The organism is Mesobacillus jeotgali, from assembly GCF_014856545.2.
Classification (GTDB): domain Bacteria; phylum Bacillota; class Bacilli; order Bacillales; family Cytobacillaceae; genus Mesobacillus.
This window is the reverse complement of the sequence record NZ_CP109811.1, coordinates 1,142,305-1,164,439: the sequence shown is the minus strand read 5'-3', so window position 1 is coordinate 1,164,439 and position 22,135 is coordinate 1,142,305. Positions and strand designations below refer to the sequence as shown.

The window sequence follows — 22,135 nt, the reverse complement described above, 5'->3', positions numbered from 1 at the left end:
TTGCATAGCCTATATAATAGCCCAGGATCATGATGCTTGCGATGCTTAATGTTACTGCGAACTCCGCCATCTTGACAACCTCCTGAATTTATATGTGTTTATTATTAAATTACCACAGGAGGCCAGATGGCAACGGGAGGGTTTCGTAACATTCTGTGACAAAACCAGAATTCGCAGTGATGTTTCTCATATAAAGAACCCAATGACACATCATCCAAAAAGAAAATCCACACCCAATAATGGGTGTGAATTTTTCTAACCTGCCTTAACTTTATTGCCCAACTGGAGCTGATACATTTGATAGTACTTGCCTTTGAGCTCCATCAGCTGATCATGGTTTCCTTTTTCAACAATCCGCCCGCGGTCCAGTACCAGGATCTGGTCAGCATTGCGGATGGTAGACAGCCGGTGGGCGATAATGAAGGTCGTCCTGCCTTCCTTAAGCACATCCATTGCTTCCTGGATGATCGCTTCTGTCTCGGTATCAATGCTCGATGTCGCTTCATCAAGAATCAGAATAGCCGGGTCGAAGGCCAATGCCCTTGCAAAAGAAACCAGCTGTCTCTGCCCGCTTGACAGTGTACTGCCCTTTTCAATCACCGGTTCATCGTACCCTTTTTCAAGATTCTTCAGAACGCGGTCTGCCCCAACACTGGCCAGCGCTTTCTCAACCGTTTCCCTTGTGATGTCAGGATGATCAAGGCTGACGTTGGAGGCGATTGTACCGGTAAAAAGGAAAGGATCCTGGAGGACGATTCCCATATGCTTTCGTAATGTCTGTCTCGGCATTTCCGCAATATCCATGCCATCGATCAAGATCTTTCCTTCCTGGGGATCGTAAAACCTGAATAACAGGTTCATGATCGAGCTTTTTCCTGATCCCGTATGGCCAACAAGTGCTACGGTTTCACCCTGATTTGCTTCAAAACAAAGATCCTTCAGGACATATTCTCCTTCTTTGTAGCCGAAGGAAACATGATCGAAGATGACATTTCCTTTGTAGCGGGGAATCTCTTCTTCACTTACATCGATTCCTTCCTCATCCATCAGTTTGAACACCCGCTCTCCGGCAACCAGCGCCTGCTCAAGATTAGCCAGCTGGTTGACGATTCCCTGGACAGGATTGAACAGCCGGTTAATATAATCTACGAACGCGTAGAGCATCCCGAGTGAAATGGCGGAAGATGGCTGAAGCGCTTCGCCGCCAAAATACCAGATGAACGCCACAAAGACGATGTTTCTTAACACTCCCACTAGATTATGTGAGGTAGAGGAATTCAAGCTCAACAATTTATTCTGATAAGTAAAGTGCTCCTTATTAAGTGTCTCGAAGTCCTGCTGTGTTTCTTTCTCGCGGCTGAAGGCCTGAATGATGCTCATGCCCTGGATTGATTCATTGATCATCCCGTTGATGTCACTGACTCTAGAGCGAATGACATGATTATATTTTGATGCGTATTTACGGTAAAGCTTTGCCCATACAAACAAGATTGGCAATAGCAGCAAACATATCGCTGCAAGTTTCGCATTCAGGATGAACAAGGCAATATAGATGCCGGTAATATAAATGAAGCTTGTAAAGAACGTTGACAGGACGGTGACATACAATTCACGGATTGCCTCTGTATCATTCGTGATCCTGGCAACGACCTTCCCTGCAGGAAGGTTGTCAAAATACTGGATCGGAAGCCTCTGGATTTGCCTGAAGACATCCTCCCTCAGCTTCTGGATGATCCTGTTGGCTGACTTTTGCAGATAAAATCTCTGTCCATATTGAAAGATGGACGCAATGACCAGCAAACCGAAATAAAACGATAGCAGCTTTATAATATTTGGGATTTCCGGCTTGTAAAAACTCATTAAATCATCGCCCGACAGTATCTCTGCTTCATATTGTGCTGCTTGTGAACCTTTACTGATAGTCAGCATCCCATCCTCGTAGCTTCTGCTTCCATCGAATTCAATTTCACCATCCACAAAGACAAAATTCCTTCCGACCTGAAAAATTCGTGCAGAATCTGTGCTGCCTGTGCCGCTATCTTTTGAATAAAAACTCCCATTGTATTCAACGGCACCATCCCCAGCCTCGGTTTCGTACCAAACTGACTCAATTCCTAAAATATGATTATCAATCATCCGTTTGGCGATGAACGGTCCCGCAAGGTCTGCGACAACAGCGACCGTCAGCATTGCCAGGGCAATCAGGATGATTTTCTTATAGTTTAACGCATATTTGAACAGTCTTTTTCCTGTACTCATATGGAGTGCACCTCCTCTTCGACTGCTGCTGCCTGCTGCTTGGTATATTGTTCATAATACCAGCCTTGAGCAGCCATCAATTGGTCGTGCGTGCCTTCCTCTGTAATTTTTCCATCTTCAAGTACGACGATATGATCAGCATGCTCAACCGCAGACATTCTGTGTGTTGTGATGATTGTTGTTTTTGCATTCCGCTCCCTGCGGATATTATCGATGATTTTCTTCTCTGTTTTTGCATCGACTGCTGATAGCGAATCATCAAGGATCAGGATTTCTGGATCCTTGATCAATGCCCTTGCAATCGAAATACGCTGCTTCTGCCCGCCGGACAGTGCAACCCCTTTTTCACCAACAAGCGTTTCCAGACCTTCCGGAAGCATCTCCAGATCCTTTCGGAAAGCAGCCAGGTCGATGATATCCTGCAAATCTTTTTCAGTAGCCATTGGGTTTCCAAACAAAATATTTTCCTTGACCGAACGGGAGAAAAGGATGTTTTCCTGTGGAACATAGCCCATCCAGCCGCGGGTCTGCCTCAGGCTGTGTTCCTGGATTGGCACTCCTGAAACAAGCAGGTTCCCAGTGCCCTCAGGATATTCCCTTAACAGCTGTTTGATCAGAGTTGTCTTGCCGCTTCCTGTCTTGCCGACTATTCCCAGCGTCTCTCCTCTTTTCAAATGCAGCTTAATCTGTTCAAGATTATTTACATTGGAAGAAGGATATTTGAATGTGAACTCTGACATCTGTAAATATTCCGGTTCATTGCCTTCCACCGGTTTCGCCGGGTCGGCAACATCCTCCTTGTAGGATAGGGTTTCATTCAGGCGGTCAAGAGACGCATTCCCTCTCTGCATGACATTGATCAATTCACCGATTGCGAACATCGGCCAGATCAGCATTCCCAGATATACATTAAAGCTGACCAGCTCTCCAAGCGTCAACTTTTGCTGAAAGACCAGATATGCACCATACCCTAATCCAATCAGATAGCTCAACCCAACAAGGATTTTAATCGTCGGTTCAAACAAAGAATCGATTTTTGCGACTTCGACATTTTTACGATAGACATCTTCAGTCAAATCATGAAACTTCGATTCATCAGCTTTTTCCTGTACATAGGCGCGGATGACCCTCACTCCAGATACTGATTCAAGTACACGGTCATTTAGCTCCCCGAAAGCATCCTGGGCAGACGTGAACTTGGAATGTATCCTTTTGCCATAAATGTTGATTAGGTACGCCATTATTGGCAACGGGATAACTGAAACCAGCGTCAGTTCCCAGCTGATGAAAAATCCCATCGTGAACAGGATTGTCAGCATGAAGATGCTTGAATCAACAAGTGTCAGTACTCCGAAACCTGCCGTTATAGATATAGCCTTTAAGTCATTCGTCGCCCTTGCCATCAAGTCACCAGTTCGGTTCTTTTCGAAGAACGTTGGAGTCATTTTCAGCAAATGCTTCATAAACCGGGTCCTGAGCTTCCGTTCAATCAGGAATGCCCCGCCAAATAACTGATACATCCAAATATAAGTGATGAAATATGAGACCACCGTAATCAGCATGAGTGCCCCAATATACTTTAGGATTAACGCCTGGTTGATAGAACCAAGCTGAATTGCGTCGATTGCCATCCCTACGATTTTGGGCGGCAGCACATCAAGTATGCCGACAAAAATCAGCAAAGAAATCGCGACACTGTATCTCTTCCAGTTTTCTTTAAAAAACCAGCTTAACTTTGATAAAACCGATAACATTTACAATCACTCTCCTCTCTCTGTGTGAAAAATCTGACTAGCCGCTTTCGAGATATTCCTTTTTTACCATTTTCCTCACATTTGACTTGCTCATTTCGATTCCTCCTCAATATTTTTTGGAATGGATATTCTCTGAACATGAAAAAAGACATACCGCGGCATGCGATATGTCTTGAATCAATCGATAAAGACAGAAAAAGGCATACGTCACGCAGATGCGCAACCCATGCCTTTTCAGTCACAGAGCAACTTGATTTAAAAAATCAGCTATGATAAAAGGATGGGTTACGTTTATTTAGTTGAGCGTATTTTACGTTTTTAACAATGTTCATGTCCGTAACCCTCCTTTTAGTTATATTTTCCATTCCTTTGTAAGGTTATCACCTTAACAGCCATAATGTCAATTCTAACTTTTCACTATTTTTCATCATTTTACTTTTCAGCTGACCTGCTCCGCCAAATTTTTCGTACAAACAGCAGATAAAATAATAGCGGCATCGGTGCCTGAATCAATCCAAGAATTCCCCAAAGCCAATAATTATGGCCATGCTTCCGCGCATTAATAAAAAGGAAAATGCTCTGCACCAGTAAAATCAAAACGACCACGGCCAGCATAACGGGTGACAGTTCCTCGTTCATCTGCTGTCCACCTGCTTTTGCACTCCTTTATAACTATAGATTGCTGTAATCGCTACTGTCACAGCCTGCAGCACAAAGAAGAGTATAGGGAGTTCCAGCATAGTGAAGATTACTCCACTTAAAATCAAAACAGCACTTAATATAAACCACGCTAATTCCCGGCGATATTTCTTCTTTTGTATTACCTGTTGATCCAGCACCATTCGCTCGAACCATTTATCATCCGGGACATAAGTATCCATGGAGTCCAGCTTATCCAATCCATTATTGATGGCGCTGATGGTATCAAAAAATTCCTTATCCATTTTATCATCGCTTGATGAGATTCCCTTTTGGTTTTTCATCTACTTTCAGCTCCCTTCTAACAGCTAAAAGTCCATGATGGACTCTAGACTTTGCCGTACCAGCGGCGATATTCAAAATTTCACCAATCTCATCGTACGAATACCCATAATAATGCTTAAGGATAACAGGGATTCGCATTTCATCTGTCAGCCTGGATAAAGCAGCCAGCGCGTCTGTCCATTCCTCATTTTTCGACTCCATATGCCACTGCAGCTTTCGTGATGCTGCTTCTCCTTCGTTCCATTCCCGCTCGCGCTTTTTCTTGCGGTGCTGATCAATATACATATTTGTGGCTATGCTGATCAGCCACGACGAGAATTTAGATTTCCCATTGAACAAATGAATTTTCTCCACACACTTAGCCATCGTTCCTTGTGCAATTTCCTCTGCGATATCAGGATTCATCGTTATTTTCATCAGGTATTTTACCAGCAGGGGATAATGATTCCTGAACAGCACAGCAAACGATCGGTGGTCGCCTTTTTTTGCGCTATTGATTAAATCTTTTTCATCCATCAAAGCAAGCCTCTCTTTCCCCGCCACCCATAAAAATGATCTCTATATCGATTATTTATTAATTAGACGCATGAAGTAAAGGTTCGTTCAAAAAAATTTTTAAAAAGTTTAATTTTACGGTTTGCAAAAAATCCTCAAAAAAAGAAAGCCCCGAAAGGACTTTCCATTATACTCCTTGCTCGACAGCAGACTCATTAACAGCGGACTCGCATTCTAGTGCAAGTTTAGGCAAAACAATCATGTAAAATACTCCTACGATGGCGAGGCAGCCGCCAACAATCCAATAAAGCATTTCAATAGTTAGCAGAGACGGAAAGCTGTATGCAATGAATGCGAGAGTCAATGAATGAGACAGCATATTAAGAGGGCTGATTAGTCCCTGAACCCTGCCCATCATTTTAGGATCAATAATGCTCGGAAGCCATCCCCCAATCCCTATATTAATTAGCGGCAGAGCCAGTGCAGAGATAAACAGGATACCCAGGAACAGATAAATGTTGGTTGGCAGTGATGCGAGAACCGTAAAGCTGCCTGAGATAATCAAACCAACCGAAATCAGGTGGTAGAGCTTCACTTTTTGAGAAAGCAATGACGCAATAAAACTTCCAATCAACACGCCGATTCCAAACACAAATCCAATGACAATCGAGTATTGCTCATACGTTTCGGGAGCCAGTTTATATTTCAGAATGAAAATTGGCATGACGGAGAAGCCGCCATTTACAATTCCAAAGATGAAAAAACCGATGATCAGAGTAAACAGCAGCTTGCTGCTCATGACATACATAAAACCGTATTTAAAATCCTTGAAGACCAATTTGACGTTCAAATCCTTTAGTGTATGTGAGCCATTTGGCAGTCGCGCCTCCTTTGAAACATCGGTCTTCTGGATGAGAAGTGCACTTATGATAAACGACAGAGTGTCAACTAAAATCGCTCCATAAATGCCAATCGACCAGTAAGCGAGAACACCGAGGCCATTGCCAAACAGCATAAACAGGCTCATCACGAGTTGGTTCAAACCAGCCGCAGTTGTGTAGTCCTCTTTTTTCAAAATCCCCTGTACCATCCCATGCTCGGCCGGGAAAAAGAACTTTTGAACCGCACTTCTCAAAAACAGGACAGCAAAGATCATCGGCATCCAGCCAATATAAATAGCAGCAATCAACGCAAGAGATAATCCCGCACTAATCCAATCACAATAAATGGCGATTTTTTGCCGGTCCATCCTGTCAGCAAACACTCCAATCAGGAAAAATACCGCAAGCATTGGCAAGGAATACATCAGCTCGGTTATCGTCGCATAAGCAGGCTGGGAGCTGAAACGATCCAGCAAGAAAAACATGAAGGCTGTCAATCCAATCGTACTGCCCATTTGGGAAGTAAAGTTTGCTAAAAATAACTTCGTGAAACTCCTGTTCCTGAAAATCTCCGCAAATTTTTTCATAACTATCTGCTCCTCGCATCTCTTTTATTAGCTTTATATTAGCTTGAAACTCAGGCAACAATATACTTTCTCCTGACTGTTTCTGTCTCCACCCTGAGACCGAGTGCTTCTGCGGCCCGGAACTACTCTGGCTACACATACTCTTTACGCTGGTTAGCCTGCCAACATCGCCCAATTTCACCTCTATAGGTTTTCGGACCAACTTAACGGGGTAATATTCTACTAACCTAATAAAAATGATTCAATAAAGGAGTTTATATAAATGAAAGAGATTATGTCATCTAATGTTATGGTTCAGAAAAGATTCACAATGAAAAAAATGCTTGAAATCTATCAGGCTGCTAAAAAATTGGATGGTACTACTTACTTGTACAGCCGCCAAAAGGCAGTTGAGGCCACTTCGTTGTCTAAGCTTGTTTCCTTCTTGTTGACAGTGGAGCCAAATACAACTTTAAAAATTATTATGGAAGGTACAAATGTAGAACCGAAATTAAACCAGCTGACTAAGCTGCTTACAAATGAAGCTTCTATCCTTCGCGTAAAACGCAAGCGACTGATCGAGTCTTCTGAATCATTCCAAATATAATCACAGTAACAGTAACAGTCACAGTAATAGATAAAATAGTATCTGAGGTGAAGTTTCATGGTAAGAACCATTCTTATGATTATCGGCGCTGTCGTCGTAATCGGTTTCCTTTTAAGCTTAATCTAACTTGAGTACAGTAAAGACCTGCTTGCGAGCAGGTCTTTTTTTATGTTCACTCTTGGAAATTTGTTGACTATACCCGTTGATGAATGGGAGTTGCTCGGAATGAATCCAGCTGTCAATGCTCTCATTAAGTACCTGCCAAAAAAACAGCACAGGAGGCGTATCCCCTGTGCTAGTTTAATATCAATTATTGTTTTCTTTTTCTTTATCATCTGAAGACTCATCTCCAGAATCTCCTGTGTCTCCGGTGTCTCCTTCATCGCCGGTATCACCTTCACCACCAGCATCTCCTTCTCCTCCGGTATCTTCTTCGCCACCAGAGTCTCCTTCTCCTCCGGAATCTCCTTCTCCTCCGGAATCTCCTTCACCACCAGAGTCTCCTTCTCCTCCGGAATCTCCTTCTCCTCCAGAATCTCCTTCTCCTCCGGAACCTCCTTCTCCTCCAGTATCCTTGGAATCTCCGGTATCATTTTTTTCACCGGTGTCACCGGTGTCAGAATTCGTTGATGCTGCAGCAGATTCAGTATCTGTTTCTTTTTTCTTTTTCTTTTTTGCTTCTTCTGTTGATTCTTTTTTCTCTTTCAGCTTCTTTTTTGCTTCTTCCCATTGTCTCTTAAGCTTTTCTGATTCCTTTTTAATCCTTGTCTCCAGCTCTTTTACAGACTTGGCACGCTGCTGCCTCTTATGTTCCTCGATATATTTAGAAAGGGGAGGAACATTGAAGGATTGTGCTTTTGTATTTTCCAATGCTTCTGTCATAAAGTCCTTGAAGATCAGGGCGGCTCCTTCACTGCTCGTAGTGGTTAAGAAGTGTTCCTTATCTGTCTTGTCGTAACCAACCCATACAGCGCCAACAAGCTGTGGAGTATACCCTACAAACCACTGGTCCTTCGTTCCTTTGACGCCTTCAATCGGAACCTGTGTTGAGCCGGTCTTGCCCGCTAACTCCCTTCCAGGAATTTGCGCTCCTTTTCCTGTACCTTCCTGGACGACACCAAGAAGCATCGTCGTCATTTTTTCAGCTGTCTCTTTTGAAACAGCCTTGCTCTTCTTCCCTTTATATTCAACTATTGTTTTGCCTTCTTTATCAATAATTTTAGTGATAGCATGCGTTTCATGACGCTCGCCATTGTTGGCGAATGCTGAATATGCTTCAGCCATTGTAACTGGTGAGACCCCAGTCGATAGGCCTCCCAGCGCCAGTCCCAGATTACGGTCGTTCTTTGGATCAAGATTAATGCCAAAGTTCTTTACAGACTCCATTCCCTTGGCAATGCCTATTTCATCCAACAGCCATACAGCAGGCACATTCAATGAATCTTTCAATGCTTCATACATTGGGACTTCGCCTTTATATTTATTATTGTAGTTTTGAGGCTTATAATCTTTGAACTCCATCTCTTCGTCCGTCAGCATGTCCGTAACACCCCAGCCTTCTTCAAGCGCTGGTGCAAATGCGGCAATTGGCTTCATCGTCGAGCCTGGCTGTGCTTTTAATTGCGTAGCACGATTATAGCCACGGAATACATGCTCACCGCGCCCGCCTACAAGTGCACGAATGCCGCCTGTTTTTGGGTCGACGAGAACAGCGCCACTTTGGACGATTTGCTTATCAGTGCCTTTTGGAAAAAGGTTATCTTTCGCGTAAGTCGCTTCCACAGCTGATTGCATTGTTGCATCAAGCTCTGTATAAATTTGCAATCCACCTGTCAAAATCTCTTCCTGCGTCAGGCCGTATCTCTTGATTGCTTCATCAATGACATGATCTACATAATATGGATACTTGCCGCGCAGCGGGTCTCCGCCTTTTTCATTAAGGACAATCTTTTCGGCAACTGCCTGTTTATATTCCTTTTCTTTTATAAAGCCATGAGTTTTCATCATTTGAAGAACAAGATTTCTTCTTTCAATCGCTTCTTCAAAATTTTTATTGGGATCAAGTGCAGACGGCGCCTTGATCAAACCTGCGAGCATTGCTGCTTCGCTGATGGAAAGATCTTTAACGTCCTTTCCAAAGTAACCCATCGCTGCCCTTTTAATCCCCCATGAACCATTTCCAAAATATATCCGGTTCAAGTACATTTGCATGATATCATCTTTGGAATACTGCTTTTCGATTTCTCTCGCCATGAAAAATTCTTCGAGCTTTCTTTTATAAGTCTTTTCGCTCGAAAGCAAAGCATTTTTTGTCAGTTGCTGTGTGATTGTACTTCCACCCTCAACAATGCTTCCAGCTTTGACATTCTGGACGAATGCCCGCGAAATGCCGACCAGATCCACCCCGTCGTGTTCATAAAATCGATGGTCCTCTATGGCAATGACGGCATCCTTGACATGGTCCGGAACATCTTCTATCTTGATCCCTTCATTTTTCAGAGCCGAAATCTTGCTGGCAACTTCGCCATTAGCATCGTAGATGACAGTTGACTGTGCCATGTCATCATTCAATGCACTAATATCAGCTCCCTCAGAATACACATGAAAAAAACTTAAGAATGCCAGTACCGCTGTTGAAACCGATAATACCAGGACCTGGTTCATATGTAGCCTTTTCCAGCCTCTTAGAAAACGTGTTACTATTGAATTTTTGCTCACTGAGCACCCCAACCTTTTAAAAATAGTTTATGAATATGACACTTTCTTTTACCCATTTTTAAAAGGCATTAACACAAATTGGCTAATTATGAGGAAAAAAGACATATAAGCAAGCAACAGGGCCAAGAAATATACTTTTGGCTGCTGGTTTTGGAAACTCCTCATCAAAAATCTCACTGAACAGGTCGGTGTTGGGTAACTTCATCACCAAACACAGACCTTCTTCGGACAAAAACCCTCGAAGTTGACGTTGTTTTAATCGAACACGGTATCACTTCAGACAAAATTTCTTGCTTGAGCCCTGATTTTGTCCGAACCTGGCATGACTTCAGACAAAACCGCAACGCATAGACGACTTTTTTGCCCGAACCCCACTTCACTTCAAACAAAACAACAAAAAACCCCAAGATTGTCCGAAATCTGCGGTAGTTTTTTGAAATAAGCATCAGTTGTTCTTACTAATTATGAATCTGTGATTCTACTGGTTCCTGCTCGCTGACAGCTGCCATATTAATTTCACGGAGAAGTGTTTCCATATACATATAGACGATTTGCTTGGTTTTATCATCTGCTTGAATGACATCCAGGTGCTGCATGCATTTCCGTATTGTCGGATGAATCGGCTTTTGAGAATGAGATAACACACCAGCCACTCCCTTCTCCTGTAATTTGAAAAGCTTTACAACAAGGTTCGCCACGTTTTGAGAAATTTTGAGGGTATATGGAAATTATTTGGTCGGTTAGTTCTATTTTAAAAATGGGTATTGAACTGTAAGAAGAACTAATCTTGGAGGTTGATCTATATGGCTGGAATAAAAAAAGTGGTTCTCGCTTACGACGATTCTGAAGGCAGCAAAAAAGCCCTTCAGCTGGCAAAGGAGTTCACTATTGAAAAAGATGGGGTCAAATTATATGTAGGGCATGTTTATGAAGAGGAAGTCAAGAGTGAACTGGTTGAAACGACTGAGCGTCCCATTGAGCATCTGCCCATCAACAACTTTCCGGCAGATGGCATCCAGGTCCCTCCACTGGCTATGGAGCAAGGTGCACTTGATAAATCTGAGCATTCAATCATAACCCACAGCTCTGAACAAGCCTTCAATAACGCAAAAGCTGAACTTGATGCGCTTCACATCGACACTGAATACTCCATCCTGGAAGGAAGCCCATCCGAGAGTATTGTGGAGTACGCAAAGGACGTAGAGGCTGATTTGATCATCATTGGCCAGTCCGGAAAAGAAGGCATCAAGCGCAAGCTTCTTGGTGGAGTAAGCCAAAAGGTTGCCAATAACGCTCACTGCCATGTACTTATCGCTAAATAAAATCAAAAGCAGCCGGGGTGTAAAGCCACTACCCGGCTGCTTTTTTCATCAGTTCGCTTGTTTTATCCCTTCAATGCTTCAGCTGCAATTTCTTCTAACCGCTCCATTGTCTCTTTTTCTTCAAAGCTGCTGAATATCCGGAAATCATCTTGATCCAAAATCCTGTAATGCTGGCTAAGGATGTTCTGCTGCATGACAAATCCGCCAACCCTTGATACTTCGCGCCACCAGACTTTGCCGCCTAATGTTTTTTCTTTACGATAATCTGTACCTTCATGGGCAATGGTTTCAAGTACCTCTAGTGGTTCATTGCCGAACAAAAACTGGATAGTCTCTGTTTCCCTGAAAAGAGCTGCTATGGCCACGACTGTCGACCAGCCGGCTTGAGCCCTGCCCTTTTCAATCTGGACAAGCGTCTTTTTGGAGATTCCGATAATATCAGCCATTTTATCCTGTGTGTAACCAACTTCTGCTCGCAGTACTCTTATTTTTTCCGATACCCTGCTTATGATTTCATCCCTGGTCATCCGCTTCATTCCTTTGAAATGCTTTTGGTGTAATTTTACACCAAATTAGTTGGAATTAAAAATACTTTTTATTTTACCCACAGTATTGATGCGGTAATTCATTTTTACATTCGTTAATTAAGGCATTACAGTTTTTGAAAAAATCCTTTTAAAAAGGAATGCAGATGACTGCATCCCGATTGAATTATTTTATTTGTTCTTCCTTAATGACACTGCAGTTGGTTGAGCATGAGCTTTGGATGGAGCAGGCAGCACATTTTCCTTCCTTTGATTTCTTGATGAATCGATAGAAGGCCCAGCCGGCATATCCGAATATGGCTCCGCCGATTAAAATGTTTGCGATCATAGATCCTTCCTCCCTCAAGGTTTAGGTTAGTCCTAACAACTTACCGCCTTGATAAATAACCAGAGACAATGCGTATGCGATAACCAGAGCATAAGTGATTGAAAAAGCTGTCCAGCGTTTGGAAGCAGTTTCCTTATAAATGGTTGCTACAGTTGCAAGGCAAGGAACGTATAACAGGATAAATGCCATGAAGCTATATGCAGCTAATGGTGTGTAATGAGCAGCAAGCAAGCCTTGCAAACTCGCTTCATCAGGTACAAAGTAAATGATGTTCATCGTTGAAATAATAGCTTCTTTTGCCAGGAAACCGGTGAAAAGTGATGCACTGGCCTGCCAAGTCCCAAAGCCTATAGGGGCAAATAACGGTGCAAAAATACCTCCAAGAACCGCTAAATAGCTATCATCCATGCTTACATTTACGCCTTCCGGTCCAGCATAGGCAAGCAGCCAGATCAAGACGGACCCGGCAAAAATAAATGTTCCTGCCTTTTTAACGAATCCCTTGCCTTTATCCCATGTGCTTCTCCAAAGTGCTCTCGCCTGTGGCAGCCTGTATGGCGGAAGTTCAATGACGAATACTGAAGTTTCACCTTTCAATAGAGTTTTCGAGAATACCTTTGCCAGCAAAAGGGCGAGCACTACCCCCAACACATACAAACTCAGAACAACAGTTGCTTTATATTCTACAAAAAACGCTCCGACAAACAAGGCGTAAACAGGCAGCCGCGCCGAGCATGACATAAGCGGCGTCAACAGTATGGTCATCAGCCTTTCCTTCGGTGTCTCAATGGTCCTTGCTGCCATGATGCCAGGTACATTACAGCCAAATCCAATCATCATCGGAATGAATGCCTTTCCGTTCAAACCGACGGATTCCATCAATCGGTCCATAACCAGCGCGACACGGGCCATATACCCTGAATCCTCCAGCAAGGATATGAAGAAGAACAAAATGAAGATTTGCGGCACGAAGACGAGGACTCCCCCTACCCCGGCTACAATTCCATCAAGAACCAGGTCCTGGATGAATGATGAAGCACCGGCTGCAGACAGTGCTGCTGTGATTCCCGATGTTACTGGTCCGGACAGGAAAGATTCCAATGCGTCTGACAGCGGGAAGCCAAGCCAGTCAAAGGTAAGCATGAACATCATGTACATCAGTACAAGAAAAATCGGGATTCCCAGGAATTTATTCGTTACGAGCATGTCAACCTTCTCTGTCAATGGAATCTTTTTATTTTCCGTTGAGGTGGCTGCCTCTGTTACTATTTTATCAATCGCTTCACTGCGTTTTCGATGGATGATCTGGTCAAGCGCTTGTTTGCTGCCCAAGTTTTGCTGTTCAGAAATAGAAACATGGTTAACCAAGGTGTCAATCTCACCCGATGGCAAAATAGTTTCTAAATAGCTTTTCACATAGGGATTGCCTTCAAACAGCTGAAGTGCAAGCCATCGAACCGGGTGTTGCGTCTTTCCGGCCAGTTTGTTCTCAAGCTCCAGGATGCCCGCTTCAATCGCTTTTCCATAATAAATGAGATTCGACTTCCCGATACCAATAACTCCGCCAGTCACCAGCTCTGCAAGTTCATTACACCCTTTTCCTGACCTGGCAACAACAGGTGCTACTGCCACGCCCAATGATTGAGACAGTTTAGCAATATCAATGTCAATACCACGGTTTTTAGCCACATCCAGCATGTTTAAGCCAATAATGACAGGTGCACCGTATTCCAACAGCTGCATAGTAAGGTGGAGATTGCGCCTTAACTGAGAAGCGTCCAGGATATTGAGAAGTTTTTCGAATGGTTCATTCAGGAAGAAATTCGTTACAACACCTTCATCTTTAGAAAGTGGATTGAGGGTATACACCCCGGGAAGGTCAATAAGCTGGTCCCTGCCATTTTTAAGTAATCCAACTTTCTTTTCGACCGTTACCCCGCTCCAGTTGCCGACATATTCATAGGAACCTGTTAAGTTATTAAACAATGATGTTTTTCCAGTGTTTGGATTGCCAATGAGCGCAATATTCATCATACTCGCTCCACTTCAATCCTTAGGGCTTCTTTGCGGCGGATACCGATGCATTGCCCGCAGGATTCAACCATGACTGGGCCGCCAAAAGGCAGTATGCATTTTACGCACACTTCAGAGCCTTCTGCTATTCCCAAATCAAGCAATCTTCTTCTGACAAATTTGTCAGCACTTGCAATATTCATGATCCGGCCTTTTTCACCAGTCTTTAATTTTCCCAGCATAGCCATCACCTTTTTTTAGTTTAATAGTTATGATAAAACTCTTTGATGATTCTTTTTTCTAAATGAGAATGATTATCTTTATTTAACCAGTTGACGGCGAGATACACTGTGACATAAATCACTAAGATTACGCTTGCAACGTATATTTATTGCAAACTCCATATAATTGACAATATTTTCACCCACAATCACTTCATTTTCATCATATACCCTTATAGGTATAAAGTGCGCATAAAAAATAGGAGAGCTTTTCAGCTCCCCCATCTGCTACATTTTATTGCTTACAGGTGTCGACTTAACCATTCTCGATGGTGCGTAGCCGATGACCAGAATAATGATAATGGCACTTAAGATCATGCTCGGAATCATATAGGTACCGTTATAGATTATTGAATAAAGCCACGCTGGCTGTCCTTCTGGCGCCCAGACTCCAAAAAAGATCCAGCCCGAAAAGAAATGAGCGATAAAGCGAAGCAAGCTTCCAATAAAGGTACCGGCGATGATCAAACCAATCCACTTTGTCTTATTTCCATTCTGGATATTTTCCTTGATCTGCCTCGCAAAAATACCGGCAGCTCCCAGTACAGTAAATGCAACCACATAATCAATGAATCCCTGTACAGGGTGGTATATTTGCGAGAAGCCAAGGATGAATTGCAAAAGTCCGAGCAGCAGCCCGGTTATTGCGCCGCCTTTTATTCCCCAGCGGAACGCCATCAGGAATACAGGCACCATCGCAATCGACACTGATCCTCCCTGGGGCCAGATTCTTGAAAATAAAAATCCGGAAAATAAATCAAGCAAATAAGCCAGTGCGGAAAATACGGCTATTTCCACTAAAAAGAGAGTTTGTTTTTGTTTCATGTTATGTTCCTCCTTCTTTTCAGAATGAGGTCCGTTTCTACCACGCCTTTTCTGCTTCAGAAACAAAAAAAGCAATCGTGGGGATCGATATAGGATTCCCAAGATTGCTTTCCTATCGCATCCACATTCCTTCGCTAGCATTAACTAACAGGTTCAAAGGGTAAGAACTCGGCCGCTCACTCTCAGCTACTTTACGCAGCTCCCCTTGTGGTTATTATTTAGTTTCTACACTATGAATATACTACTTCTGCCATTCAATAACAAGTAGAACCTGTCAGCAGACTCTGCACTTCCCAATTAATGTCGATGGAACAATAGACAAAACTCTTTCATTGTTGCTAAAAAAGTCGGTCTTTTGTCACGATTTTAGCTATTCGACGTGATTCAGCGCATGTTCTTAATATTCGACAAAGGGATTTCGGGTTTTTCCTCGAATCTTTAATACCGAAATGAAAAACTGGGGGACTTAATGAAATGCTGCCAATTACGGATAACCGATTGCTTAGCTTCCTGACTAGTGAAAAAGAAAACCTGATAGCTGACTGGACGGAAAAAATAATCGTCTCAGAAGATGATCCATATAAAGAGAAAATAAGCAAGAACGCTGAGAGAATGTATGCAGTCATTCTCTCGGTGTTTTCTAGGACAAGCGAAGAATTGGAAGAACATATTCAGGAGCTTGCTTTCATGGTCGGAGAAGAACGGGTTCGTGCTGACATTAACATTGGCGATTTTGTCTATAATGTCAATTCCGGACGCTCCGTTTTATATAAACATCTTCATAAAATGAATATGGAATGGACAGAAATGCAAGAGGCCATCAACTCGATCAATTACTGTTTCGATACCTTTTTATATTACGCTGTATCCTATTATAATGAACAGAAAAACAAGATTATCGAGGAAAAGAACCAGTTCATCGATTCAACGCATAAAGACAGGCTGACATTGCTTGGGCAAATGACGTCTAGCTTCATCCATGAATTCCGCAATCCGTTGACTTCTATTCAGGGCTTCATCCAGCTCTTGAGATCTGAACACCAAGATATGAAGTATCTCGATATCATCTCAAGCGAGCTTGAGCAGCTGAATTTCCGAATTTCACAATTCTTGCTGCTGTCAAAAAAAGAGCTGATTGGAAAAGAAAAGACACATTTCTCTTTAAATAAAATGATTGATGAGGTTTTAAATTTCCTATATCCCAGCATCCTTGACACGAATGTCCGCGTGATCAAAGAGGTAGCAGAGGATATGGATTTGTACGGCTATGCTGATGAAATCAGGCAGGTCCTCATCAACATCATCTTTAATGCCATTGACGTATTGAGCCAATACCGTGATGACCCACAGATTGAAATCAAAGGATTTTTCGTGAATGATACCCATATCAAAATAGAAATTTCGAATAATGGGCCAATCATACCCGACCATTTGCTAAAAACCATCTTTGAGCCATTCGTCACGACCAAAACACTTGGAACCGGACTTGGGTTGTTCGTCTGCAGGGAAATAATCGAAAAGCATAAAGGCATACTTGCCTGTTCATCAGAACCTGACAAGACGTCTTTCATTATGCTGCTGCCTTTGACAAGAATCGAAATCTGACATATAACCTGAACAAGAAGACCCCGCCGGCAAAGGCGGGGTCTCTTCTACTTTAATCTAAATATTCAAGAGAGCGGTTGTCTGCCATATTTTTAACTTTGCTTTTCTCCGGTCTTACTTGATGCTTTTTCTCAGTTTCAGAGACGATGACCGCACAAGCTGCATCTCCTGTAATGTTGACAGCGGTGCGAGCCATATCAAGCAAACGGTCAATCCCGAGAATGAGGCCGATTCCTTCAACAGGCAGACCTACAGATTGGAGGACCATGGCCAGCATGATCAAACCAACACCTGGAACACCTGCCGTCCCTATACTTGCAAGCACGGCAGTCAAGACGACAGTCAAAAGCTCTGCCATTGTAAGGTCGGCACCGTATACCTGTGCGATGAATACGGTAGCTACACCCTGCATGATCGCGGTACCGTCCATGTTGATCGTCGCTCCGAGAGGCTGAACGAAGCTGCTGACAGATTCAGGGACACGCAGGTTCTTCTGAGCTGTTTCCATTGATACCGGCAGTGTGGCATTACTGCTCGATGTACTGAAGGCTACTCCCATAGCAGGAGAGAATTGCTTGAAGAACCAAAATGGGTTTTTCTTTCCGAGAAAATATACACCAGAACCATAAGTGATGAACGCATGGACAACTAGAGCCAGAACAACGACTAGCATGTATACTCCCATGGCCTTGATGGCATCGATTCCCTGGCTTCCGATAGCGGTTGCGATCAACCCAAAAGTTCCGTACGGAGCAAACTTCATGACAAGGCCGACCAGATACATCATGATCTCATTTCCCTGTTGTACCAGATTCAGAATACCTTTTGTTTTGTCACCAAGTGCCGTTAACGCAATACCGATGAAAATCGCCAAAATAATTACCTGAAGCATATTTCCGGTTGTCAGTGCTTCAAATGGATTTGCCGGAATAAGATTTAAAAAGGTTTCACTTACTGGCGGAGCTTCTTCAGCCTTGAATTCAGCTCCACTCGTGTCAAATTCGCCCATCAATCCTGGTTTTATAAGGAAGGCTAGAGCAAGGCCTATAGATATCGCAATCGCCGTGGTTCCTAAAAAGAAGCCCACAGTCTTTATGCCAATCCTTCCAAGCTTTTTCGGATCACCTAACCCCGATGTTCCGAGAATAATCGAAAACAGGACAATCGGTACAACAAGCATACTAATTAAGTTGATGAATATCTTGCCAAGAGGCGTGAACAAGAATTTATCTAAAACAGTGAATAATTCGGGTGAAAAAATGTTGAGGATCAGCCCGGTCATCGCTCCAAGTCCAAGGCCAATCAAAATCTTAGTGGTTAACTTCATAGTCTTCCTCCCAAAAAAAATATAAAAAAACAATGTAAAGCTTTATTCCCTCTTTTGGCCGAATTAAACCATGGCGGGTTGATTGGACAATAATGCCATCAGAATAAAGTTTCAGGAGGATTTTATGTCAGTTTTAAAAGTGGATTCTGAACTTGAGCTTCGTTTATTTGACCCGCGTGAAGCTGGAGAGTTGTTCTGGCTTGTGGATTCTAACCGCCGTTTTTTGCGGAAATGGCTTCCCTGGATTGACGGCATTCAATCACCAGGGCAATTTTTTTCAGTCATACAATTGTGGCAGAAAAACCATCAGGAAGGAAGCAGCACTCATTTTGGCATCCGATACAGAGGAGTCCTTGCAGGCAGTATCAGTCTGCATGGTATTGACTGGATTAACTCGCAGGCCAGCATCGGCTATTACCTTTCTGAGAAACTGCAAGGAAGAGGCATTACGGTCAGATCGGTGAAAGCAGTAATAAACCATGCTTTTTATGAGCTTGGACTTAACCGCATTGAGATCCGGTGCGGAAAGGACAATCATGCAAGCAAGGCAATTCCCAGTAAGCTTGGCTTTATCGAGGAGGGTGTCATACGTGATGGAGAATATTTAAATGGAAGCTTTCATGATTTGGTTGTTTACGGCCTCCTTTCAAGAGAGTGGCATAGAAGACATACTATTCATACTTGAATATCACTTTTAAGAAAGTCAGTGGATCGGCAGCTTGATGGTGAATGTTGTTCCGTTACAGCTTGACTCTACATTGATTTTGCCATGATGTTCTTCGATGATTTTATAGCAGATCATTAATCCCAGTCCGTTCCCATTCGCCTTTGTCGTAAAAAAAGGCTTGCCGATCTTGTCCAGATCCTCTGCAGGGATTCCTTTACCAGTATCAGTGATGGAAATGGTCAATTCCTCTTCTGATCTAGAAACCGCAATCGTGATCTCGCCTGGCAGCTCCATTGCATCAATCGCGTTCATCAGCAAATTAATCAGAACCTGCTTGATTTTATTCCCATCACAAAAAAGCACTCCATCTTCAAGTGTAGACTGCTTGGTTATTTCAACGCACTTCTTTGCTGCTTCAGCCATTAGAAGCGTAATAGCATGGTCAACCAATTCGTTCATATCAAAGGACTTAAAGTCAGATTTATGCGGCTTTGCCATAAGCATCAGTTCTTTTGAAACAGCCTCCATCCGCTTTATTTCCTCTTCCATAATCGCTAAATAGTTGTGGTTCAATTCTTGTCCAGCCTTCATGAGCTGGATGAAACCCTTCAGGCTTGTCAAAGGGTTCTTGATTTCATGTGCAATACCTGCTGCAAGCTGTCCAACAACATTCAATTTCTCATACTCAAGGATGAAGTGCTCTGTTTTGATTTTTGCAGAAACATCACATGTCACTGAAAGCAGTTCTAATGGTTCATTTGTTTCGGGATGCCGTACAACCGTGATTTGTGAATTCACCCAGATATATACTCCGTCTTTACGCTTAATACGGTAAGTCAAACTGCATACTTCCTCAACTTCAGGCATGTCAGCATTCAAGATTCTTTTATAATCTTCTGCATGGACAAATAAAGTGTACAATTTTCCAAGTAATTCAGATTGCTCATAACCTAGCATGTGATAAACAGATGGAGAAACATATTTAATCAGACCATCCGGAGTTCTTTTACAAATAAAATCCATTGCCGGCTCTATCCAAATTTTCCCCTCTGTCTTTTCGACTTTATGTAACTTCTTTTCCAAACTGGATAAAAGAATACTCATAGTCAGCCTCCCTTTCATAAAATTTTACTGAATATTTAAATTTATTTCAATTTCTAACTGTTAAATCACACATAAAAGGGAAAATATTTACATTGGGAAATTTTTCTGACAACCATAAAAATCACTAATTTGTTAAAAACTGAATTTTCTAATATAATTGAACATAAACTTCATACTTTATGTGTCCGTTTCATACATTGATATCAAACCGTATTAATGTTCCCCTTAATTATTCTCGATATGGTATAATAAAATTTAAATGATAAAGCTGAGGTGGTATGATGGGGCAATCTATCGTATCAAGAATTTAACAGCTGTAAACGCGGAAGGAACAGCATAACAGGATGTTGGCCCTGGCTGAACCAGCCGCACGGAACGGGCCGTTAAAATTTTTCTTGATGATTTAAATTTATATGAAGCCTGCAAGATTCAGGTTTAATTTTCAGTTTACTGGGAGGTGACTCCTTACCCGCAGACCCGCGGGCTAAGGGAACTTATTTGGACATATTTAACTTGGTTTGGATAGCCATTTTAATTGCTTTAACGGCATTTTTTGTCGTATCAGAATTTGCGATTGTTAAAGTGAGAAGTTCCAGAATCGACCAACTAATAGAGGAAGGCAGCAGAAAAGCTGTGCTCGCAAAAAAAGTCATTTCCAACCTGGATGAGTATCTTTCTGCCTGCCAGCTGGGCATAACGATCACTGCTCTGGGAATCGGCTGGCTTGGAGAGCCGGCAATAGCCGATTTGCTAAAACCGTTATTCACCAGCCTGGCTATTTCTGAATCCGTCGGACATGTCTTTTCGGTGGGGATTGCATTTGCGACCATCACATTCCTGCATGTCGTAGTCGGGGAACTGGCCCCTAAGACATTAGCTATTCAAAAAGCAGAATGGGTTTCGCTTAATACAGCCGGCCCGCTGATCTTATTCTACAAGATCATGTACCCATTCATCTGGTTATTGAACGGATCCGCCCGTCTTGCTGTTGGCCTTGTCGGTCTTAAGCCTGCCTCTGAAAATGATTTGGCTCATTCTGAGGAAGAACTTCGCATTATACTTTCTGAAAGCTTTAAAAGTGGTGAAATCAACCAGTCAGAGTTTAAGTATGTAAATAAAATCTTTGAATTTGACAATCGGATCGCCAAGGAAATCATGGTGCCCCGGACGGAAATCATTTCGTTGTCAATCGAGGATACTTTGGAGAACTTTCTCCAGATTGTGAAAGAAGAGAAATTCACCCGTTATCCTGTCATCGACGGAGACAAGGACCATATTGTCGGTCTCGTCAATATCAAGGAAGTCATGACTGATCTGATCCATGACCAGGGCCGGGGCAAAAAAGAAATAGATTCATATATTCGGCCTATCATCCGGGTCATTGACAGCATCCCGATTCACGACCTGCTCGTCAAGATGCAAAAAGAGCGTATACACATGGCGATTTTGATGGATGAATATGGAGGAACTTCCGGGCTCGTAACAGTAGAAGATATCCTTGAAGAAATTGTCGGAGAAATTCGCGATGAGTTCGATATGGATGAAGTGCCAATGATTCGCAAAGTCAAAGAAAGTCATTATATCATCGATGCCAAACTACTTGTCAGCGATGTAAATGAACTGCTCGCGCTTGATATCAACGATGAAGATGTCGATACAATCGGCGGCTGGATGCTCACCGAAAATTATGAAGTCAAGCAGGGCGACGTTGTCAGCTTTGGTTCATACTTTTTCAAAATCACTGAAATGGAAGAGCACCACATTAAATATATTGAAGTAACGAAACAACCCGAAATCGAAAAGCCAGCTGAAGGTTTTTTTATGAATAAAACCGAAGTTGTTTCATAACGATCA

At 42.7% G+C, this 22,135-nt stretch carries 20 protein-coding genes and 1 riboswitch; of the genes, 5 read left to right on the top strand and 15 right to left on the bottom strand.

The features are described 5' to 3' along the window. Nucleotides 1-255: 255 nt before the first annotated feature. The 6 genes from FOF60_RS05795 to FOF60_RS05770 form a co-directional block, all read right to left on the bottom strand. On the bottom strand, nucleotides 256-2,259 hold the full coding sequence (locus tag FOF60_RS05795) for an ABC transporter ATP-binding protein (protein ID WP_192472855.1): 2,004 nt from the start codon (nucleotides 2,257-2,259) through the stop codon (nucleotides 256-258). Continuing rightward, a complete protein-coding gene (locus tag FOF60_RS05790) occupies nucleotides 2,256-4,013 on the bottom strand; it encodes an ABC transporter ATP-binding protein (protein ID WP_192472854.1) in 1,758 nt (585 codons plus the stop codon). Before FOF60_RS05790 ends, FOF60_RS05795 begins: the two co-directional genes overlap by 4 nt. Before the next feature lie 432 nt (nucleotides 4,014-4,445). Next, a complete protein-coding gene (locus FOF60_RS05785; protein WP_192472853.1) occupies nucleotides 4,446-4,652 on the bottom strand; it encodes a sigma-Y antisigma factor component in 207 nt (68 codons plus the stop codon). Next, nucleotides 4,649-4,996, bottom strand: coding sequence for a YxlC family protein (locus FOF60_RS05780; protein ID WP_192472852.1), 348 nt, complete (start codon nucleotides 4,994-4,996; stop codon nucleotides 4,649-4,651). Before FOF60_RS05780 ends, FOF60_RS05785 begins: the two co-directional genes overlap by 4 nt. Then, nucleotides 4,962-5,513, bottom strand: coding sequence for an RNA polymerase sigma factor SigY (gene sigY, locus FOF60_RS05775; protein WP_192472851.1), 552 nt, complete (start codon nucleotides 5,511-5,513; stop codon nucleotides 4,962-4,964). Before sigY ends, FOF60_RS05780 begins: the two co-directional genes overlap by 35 nt. A 166-nt stretch (nucleotides 5,514-5,679) precedes the next feature. Continuing rightward, nucleotides 5,680-6,960 (bottom strand): MFS transporter, encoded by a 1,281-nt coding sequence (locus tag FOF60_RS05770; RefSeq protein WP_192472850.1) that lies wholly within the window; start codon nucleotides 6,958-6,960, stop codon nucleotides 5,680-5,682. A gap of 262 nt (nucleotides 6,961-7,222) precedes the next feature. On the opposite strand from FOF60_RS05770, the gene FOF60_RS05765 reads away from it, so the two are divergent. Then, entirely contained in the window at nucleotides 7,223-7,546 is a 324-nt protein-coding gene (locus FOF60_RS05765; RefSeq protein ID WP_192472849.1) for an HPr family phosphocarrier protein, read from the top strand. 306 nt (nucleotides 7,547-7,852) lie between these two features. On the opposite strand, the gene FOF60_RS05760 is transcribed toward FOF60_RS05765, so the two are convergent. Then, nucleotides 7,853-10,210, bottom strand: a complete 2,358-nt coding sequence (locus FOF60_RS05760) for a transglycosylase domain-containing protein (RefSeq protein WP_225650353.1) — start codon at nucleotides 10,208-10,210, stop codon at nucleotides 7,853-7,855. A 512-nt stretch (nucleotides 10,211-10,722) separates the two neighbouring features. Further along, nucleotides 10,723-10,917, bottom strand: coding sequence for a hypothetical protein (locus FOF60_RS05755; protein WP_192472848.1), 195 nt, complete (start codon nucleotides 10,915-10,917; stop codon nucleotides 10,723-10,725). A gap of 150 nt (nucleotides 10,918-11,067) precedes the next feature. Here FOF60_RS05755 and FOF60_RS05750 point away from each other — a divergent pair, with 150 nt between their 5' ends. Next, entirely contained in the window at nucleotides 11,068-11,586 is a 519-nt protein-coding gene (locus tag FOF60_RS05750; RefSeq protein ID WP_192472847.1) for a universal stress protein, read from the top strand. Nucleotides 11,587-11,648: 62 nt separating this feature from the next. Here FOF60_RS05750 and FOF60_RS05745 read toward each other — a convergent pair whose 3' ends face one another. From FOF60_RS05745 to thiT, 5 genes are all read right to left on the bottom strand, one after another. After that, entirely contained in the window at nucleotides 11,649-12,113 is a 465-nt protein-coding gene (locus FOF60_RS05745) for a helix-turn-helix transcriptional regulator (RefSeq protein WP_192472846.1), read from the bottom strand. A 184-nt stretch (nucleotides 12,114-12,297) separates the two neighbouring features. Next, nucleotides 12,298-12,459: a FeoB-associated Cys-rich membrane protein gene (locus FOF60_RS05740; protein WP_192472845.1), complete on the bottom strand. Its 162-nt coding sequence runs from the start codon at nucleotides 12,457-12,459 to the stop codon at nucleotides 12,298-12,300. Between the two features lie 21 nt (nucleotides 12,460-12,480). Then, complete coding sequence (gene feoB, locus FOF60_RS05735) at nucleotides 12,481-14,490, bottom strand: ferrous iron transport protein B (RefSeq protein WP_192472871.1); 2,010 nt, start codon at nucleotides 14,488-14,490, stop codon at nucleotides 12,481-12,483. Further along, a complete protein-coding gene (locus tag FOF60_RS05730) occupies nucleotides 14,490-14,714 on the bottom strand; it encodes a FeoA family protein (protein WP_052442186.1) in 225 nt (74 codons plus the stop codon). Before FOF60_RS05730 ends, feoB begins: the two co-directional genes overlap by 1 nt. A 267-nt stretch (nucleotides 14,715-14,981) precedes the next feature. Beyond that, nucleotides 14,982-15,578 (bottom strand): energy-coupled thiamine transporter ThiT, encoded by a 597-nt coding sequence (gene thiT / locus FOF60_RS05725; RefSeq protein ID WP_192472844.1) that lies wholly within the window; start codon nucleotides 15,576-15,578, stop codon nucleotides 14,982-14,984. A 109-nt stretch (nucleotides 15,579-15,687) separates the two neighbouring features. Continuing rightward, a riboswitch (TPP riboswitch) is annotated at nucleotides 15,688-15,794 on the bottom strand. Nucleotides 15,795-16,052: 258 nt separating this feature from the next. Here thiT and FOF60_RS05720 point away from each other — a divergent pair. Beyond that, nucleotides 16,053-17,183 carry a histidine kinase N-terminal domain-containing protein gene (locus FOF60_RS05720; RefSeq protein ID WP_192472843.1) on the top strand — a complete coding sequence of 377 codons (1,131 nt, stop codon included), beginning with the start codon at nucleotides 16,053-16,055 and terminating at the stop codon, nucleotides 17,181-17,183. Between the two features lie 52 nt (nucleotides 17,184-17,235). Here FOF60_RS05720 and FOF60_RS05715 read toward each other — a convergent pair whose 3' ends face one another. Further along, nucleotides 17,236-18,510, bottom strand: a complete 1,275-nt coding sequence (locus FOF60_RS05715) for a dicarboxylate/amino acid:cation symporter (RefSeq protein ID WP_192472842.1) — start codon at nucleotides 18,508-18,510, stop codon at nucleotides 17,236-17,238. Between the two features lie 124 nt (nucleotides 18,511-18,634). Between FOF60_RS05715 and FOF60_RS05710 the strand changes: the two genes are divergently transcribed. Then, entirely contained in the window at nucleotides 18,635-19,195 is a 561-nt protein-coding gene (locus FOF60_RS05710; protein ID WP_192472841.1) for a GNAT family N-acetyltransferase, read from the top strand. Between the two features lie 18 nt (nucleotides 19,196-19,213). Here the strand turns inward: FOF60_RS05710 and FOF60_RS05705 are convergent, their stop codons facing one another. Next, nucleotides 19,214-20,281 carry an ATP-binding protein gene (locus FOF60_RS05705; protein WP_192472840.1) on the bottom strand — a complete coding sequence of 356 codons (1,068 nt, stop codon included), beginning with the start codon at nucleotides 20,279-20,281 and terminating at the stop codon, nucleotides 19,214-19,216. 498 nt (nucleotides 20,282-20,779) lie between these two features. On the opposite strand from FOF60_RS05705, the gene FOF60_RS05700 reads away from it, so the two are divergent. Continuing rightward, on the top strand, nucleotides 20,780-22,129 hold the full coding sequence (locus FOF60_RS05700) for a hemolysin family protein (RefSeq protein ID WP_192472839.1): 1,350 nt from the start codon (nucleotides 20,780-20,782) through the stop codon (nucleotides 22,127-22,129). Nucleotides 22,130-22,135: the final 6 nt, after the last annotated feature.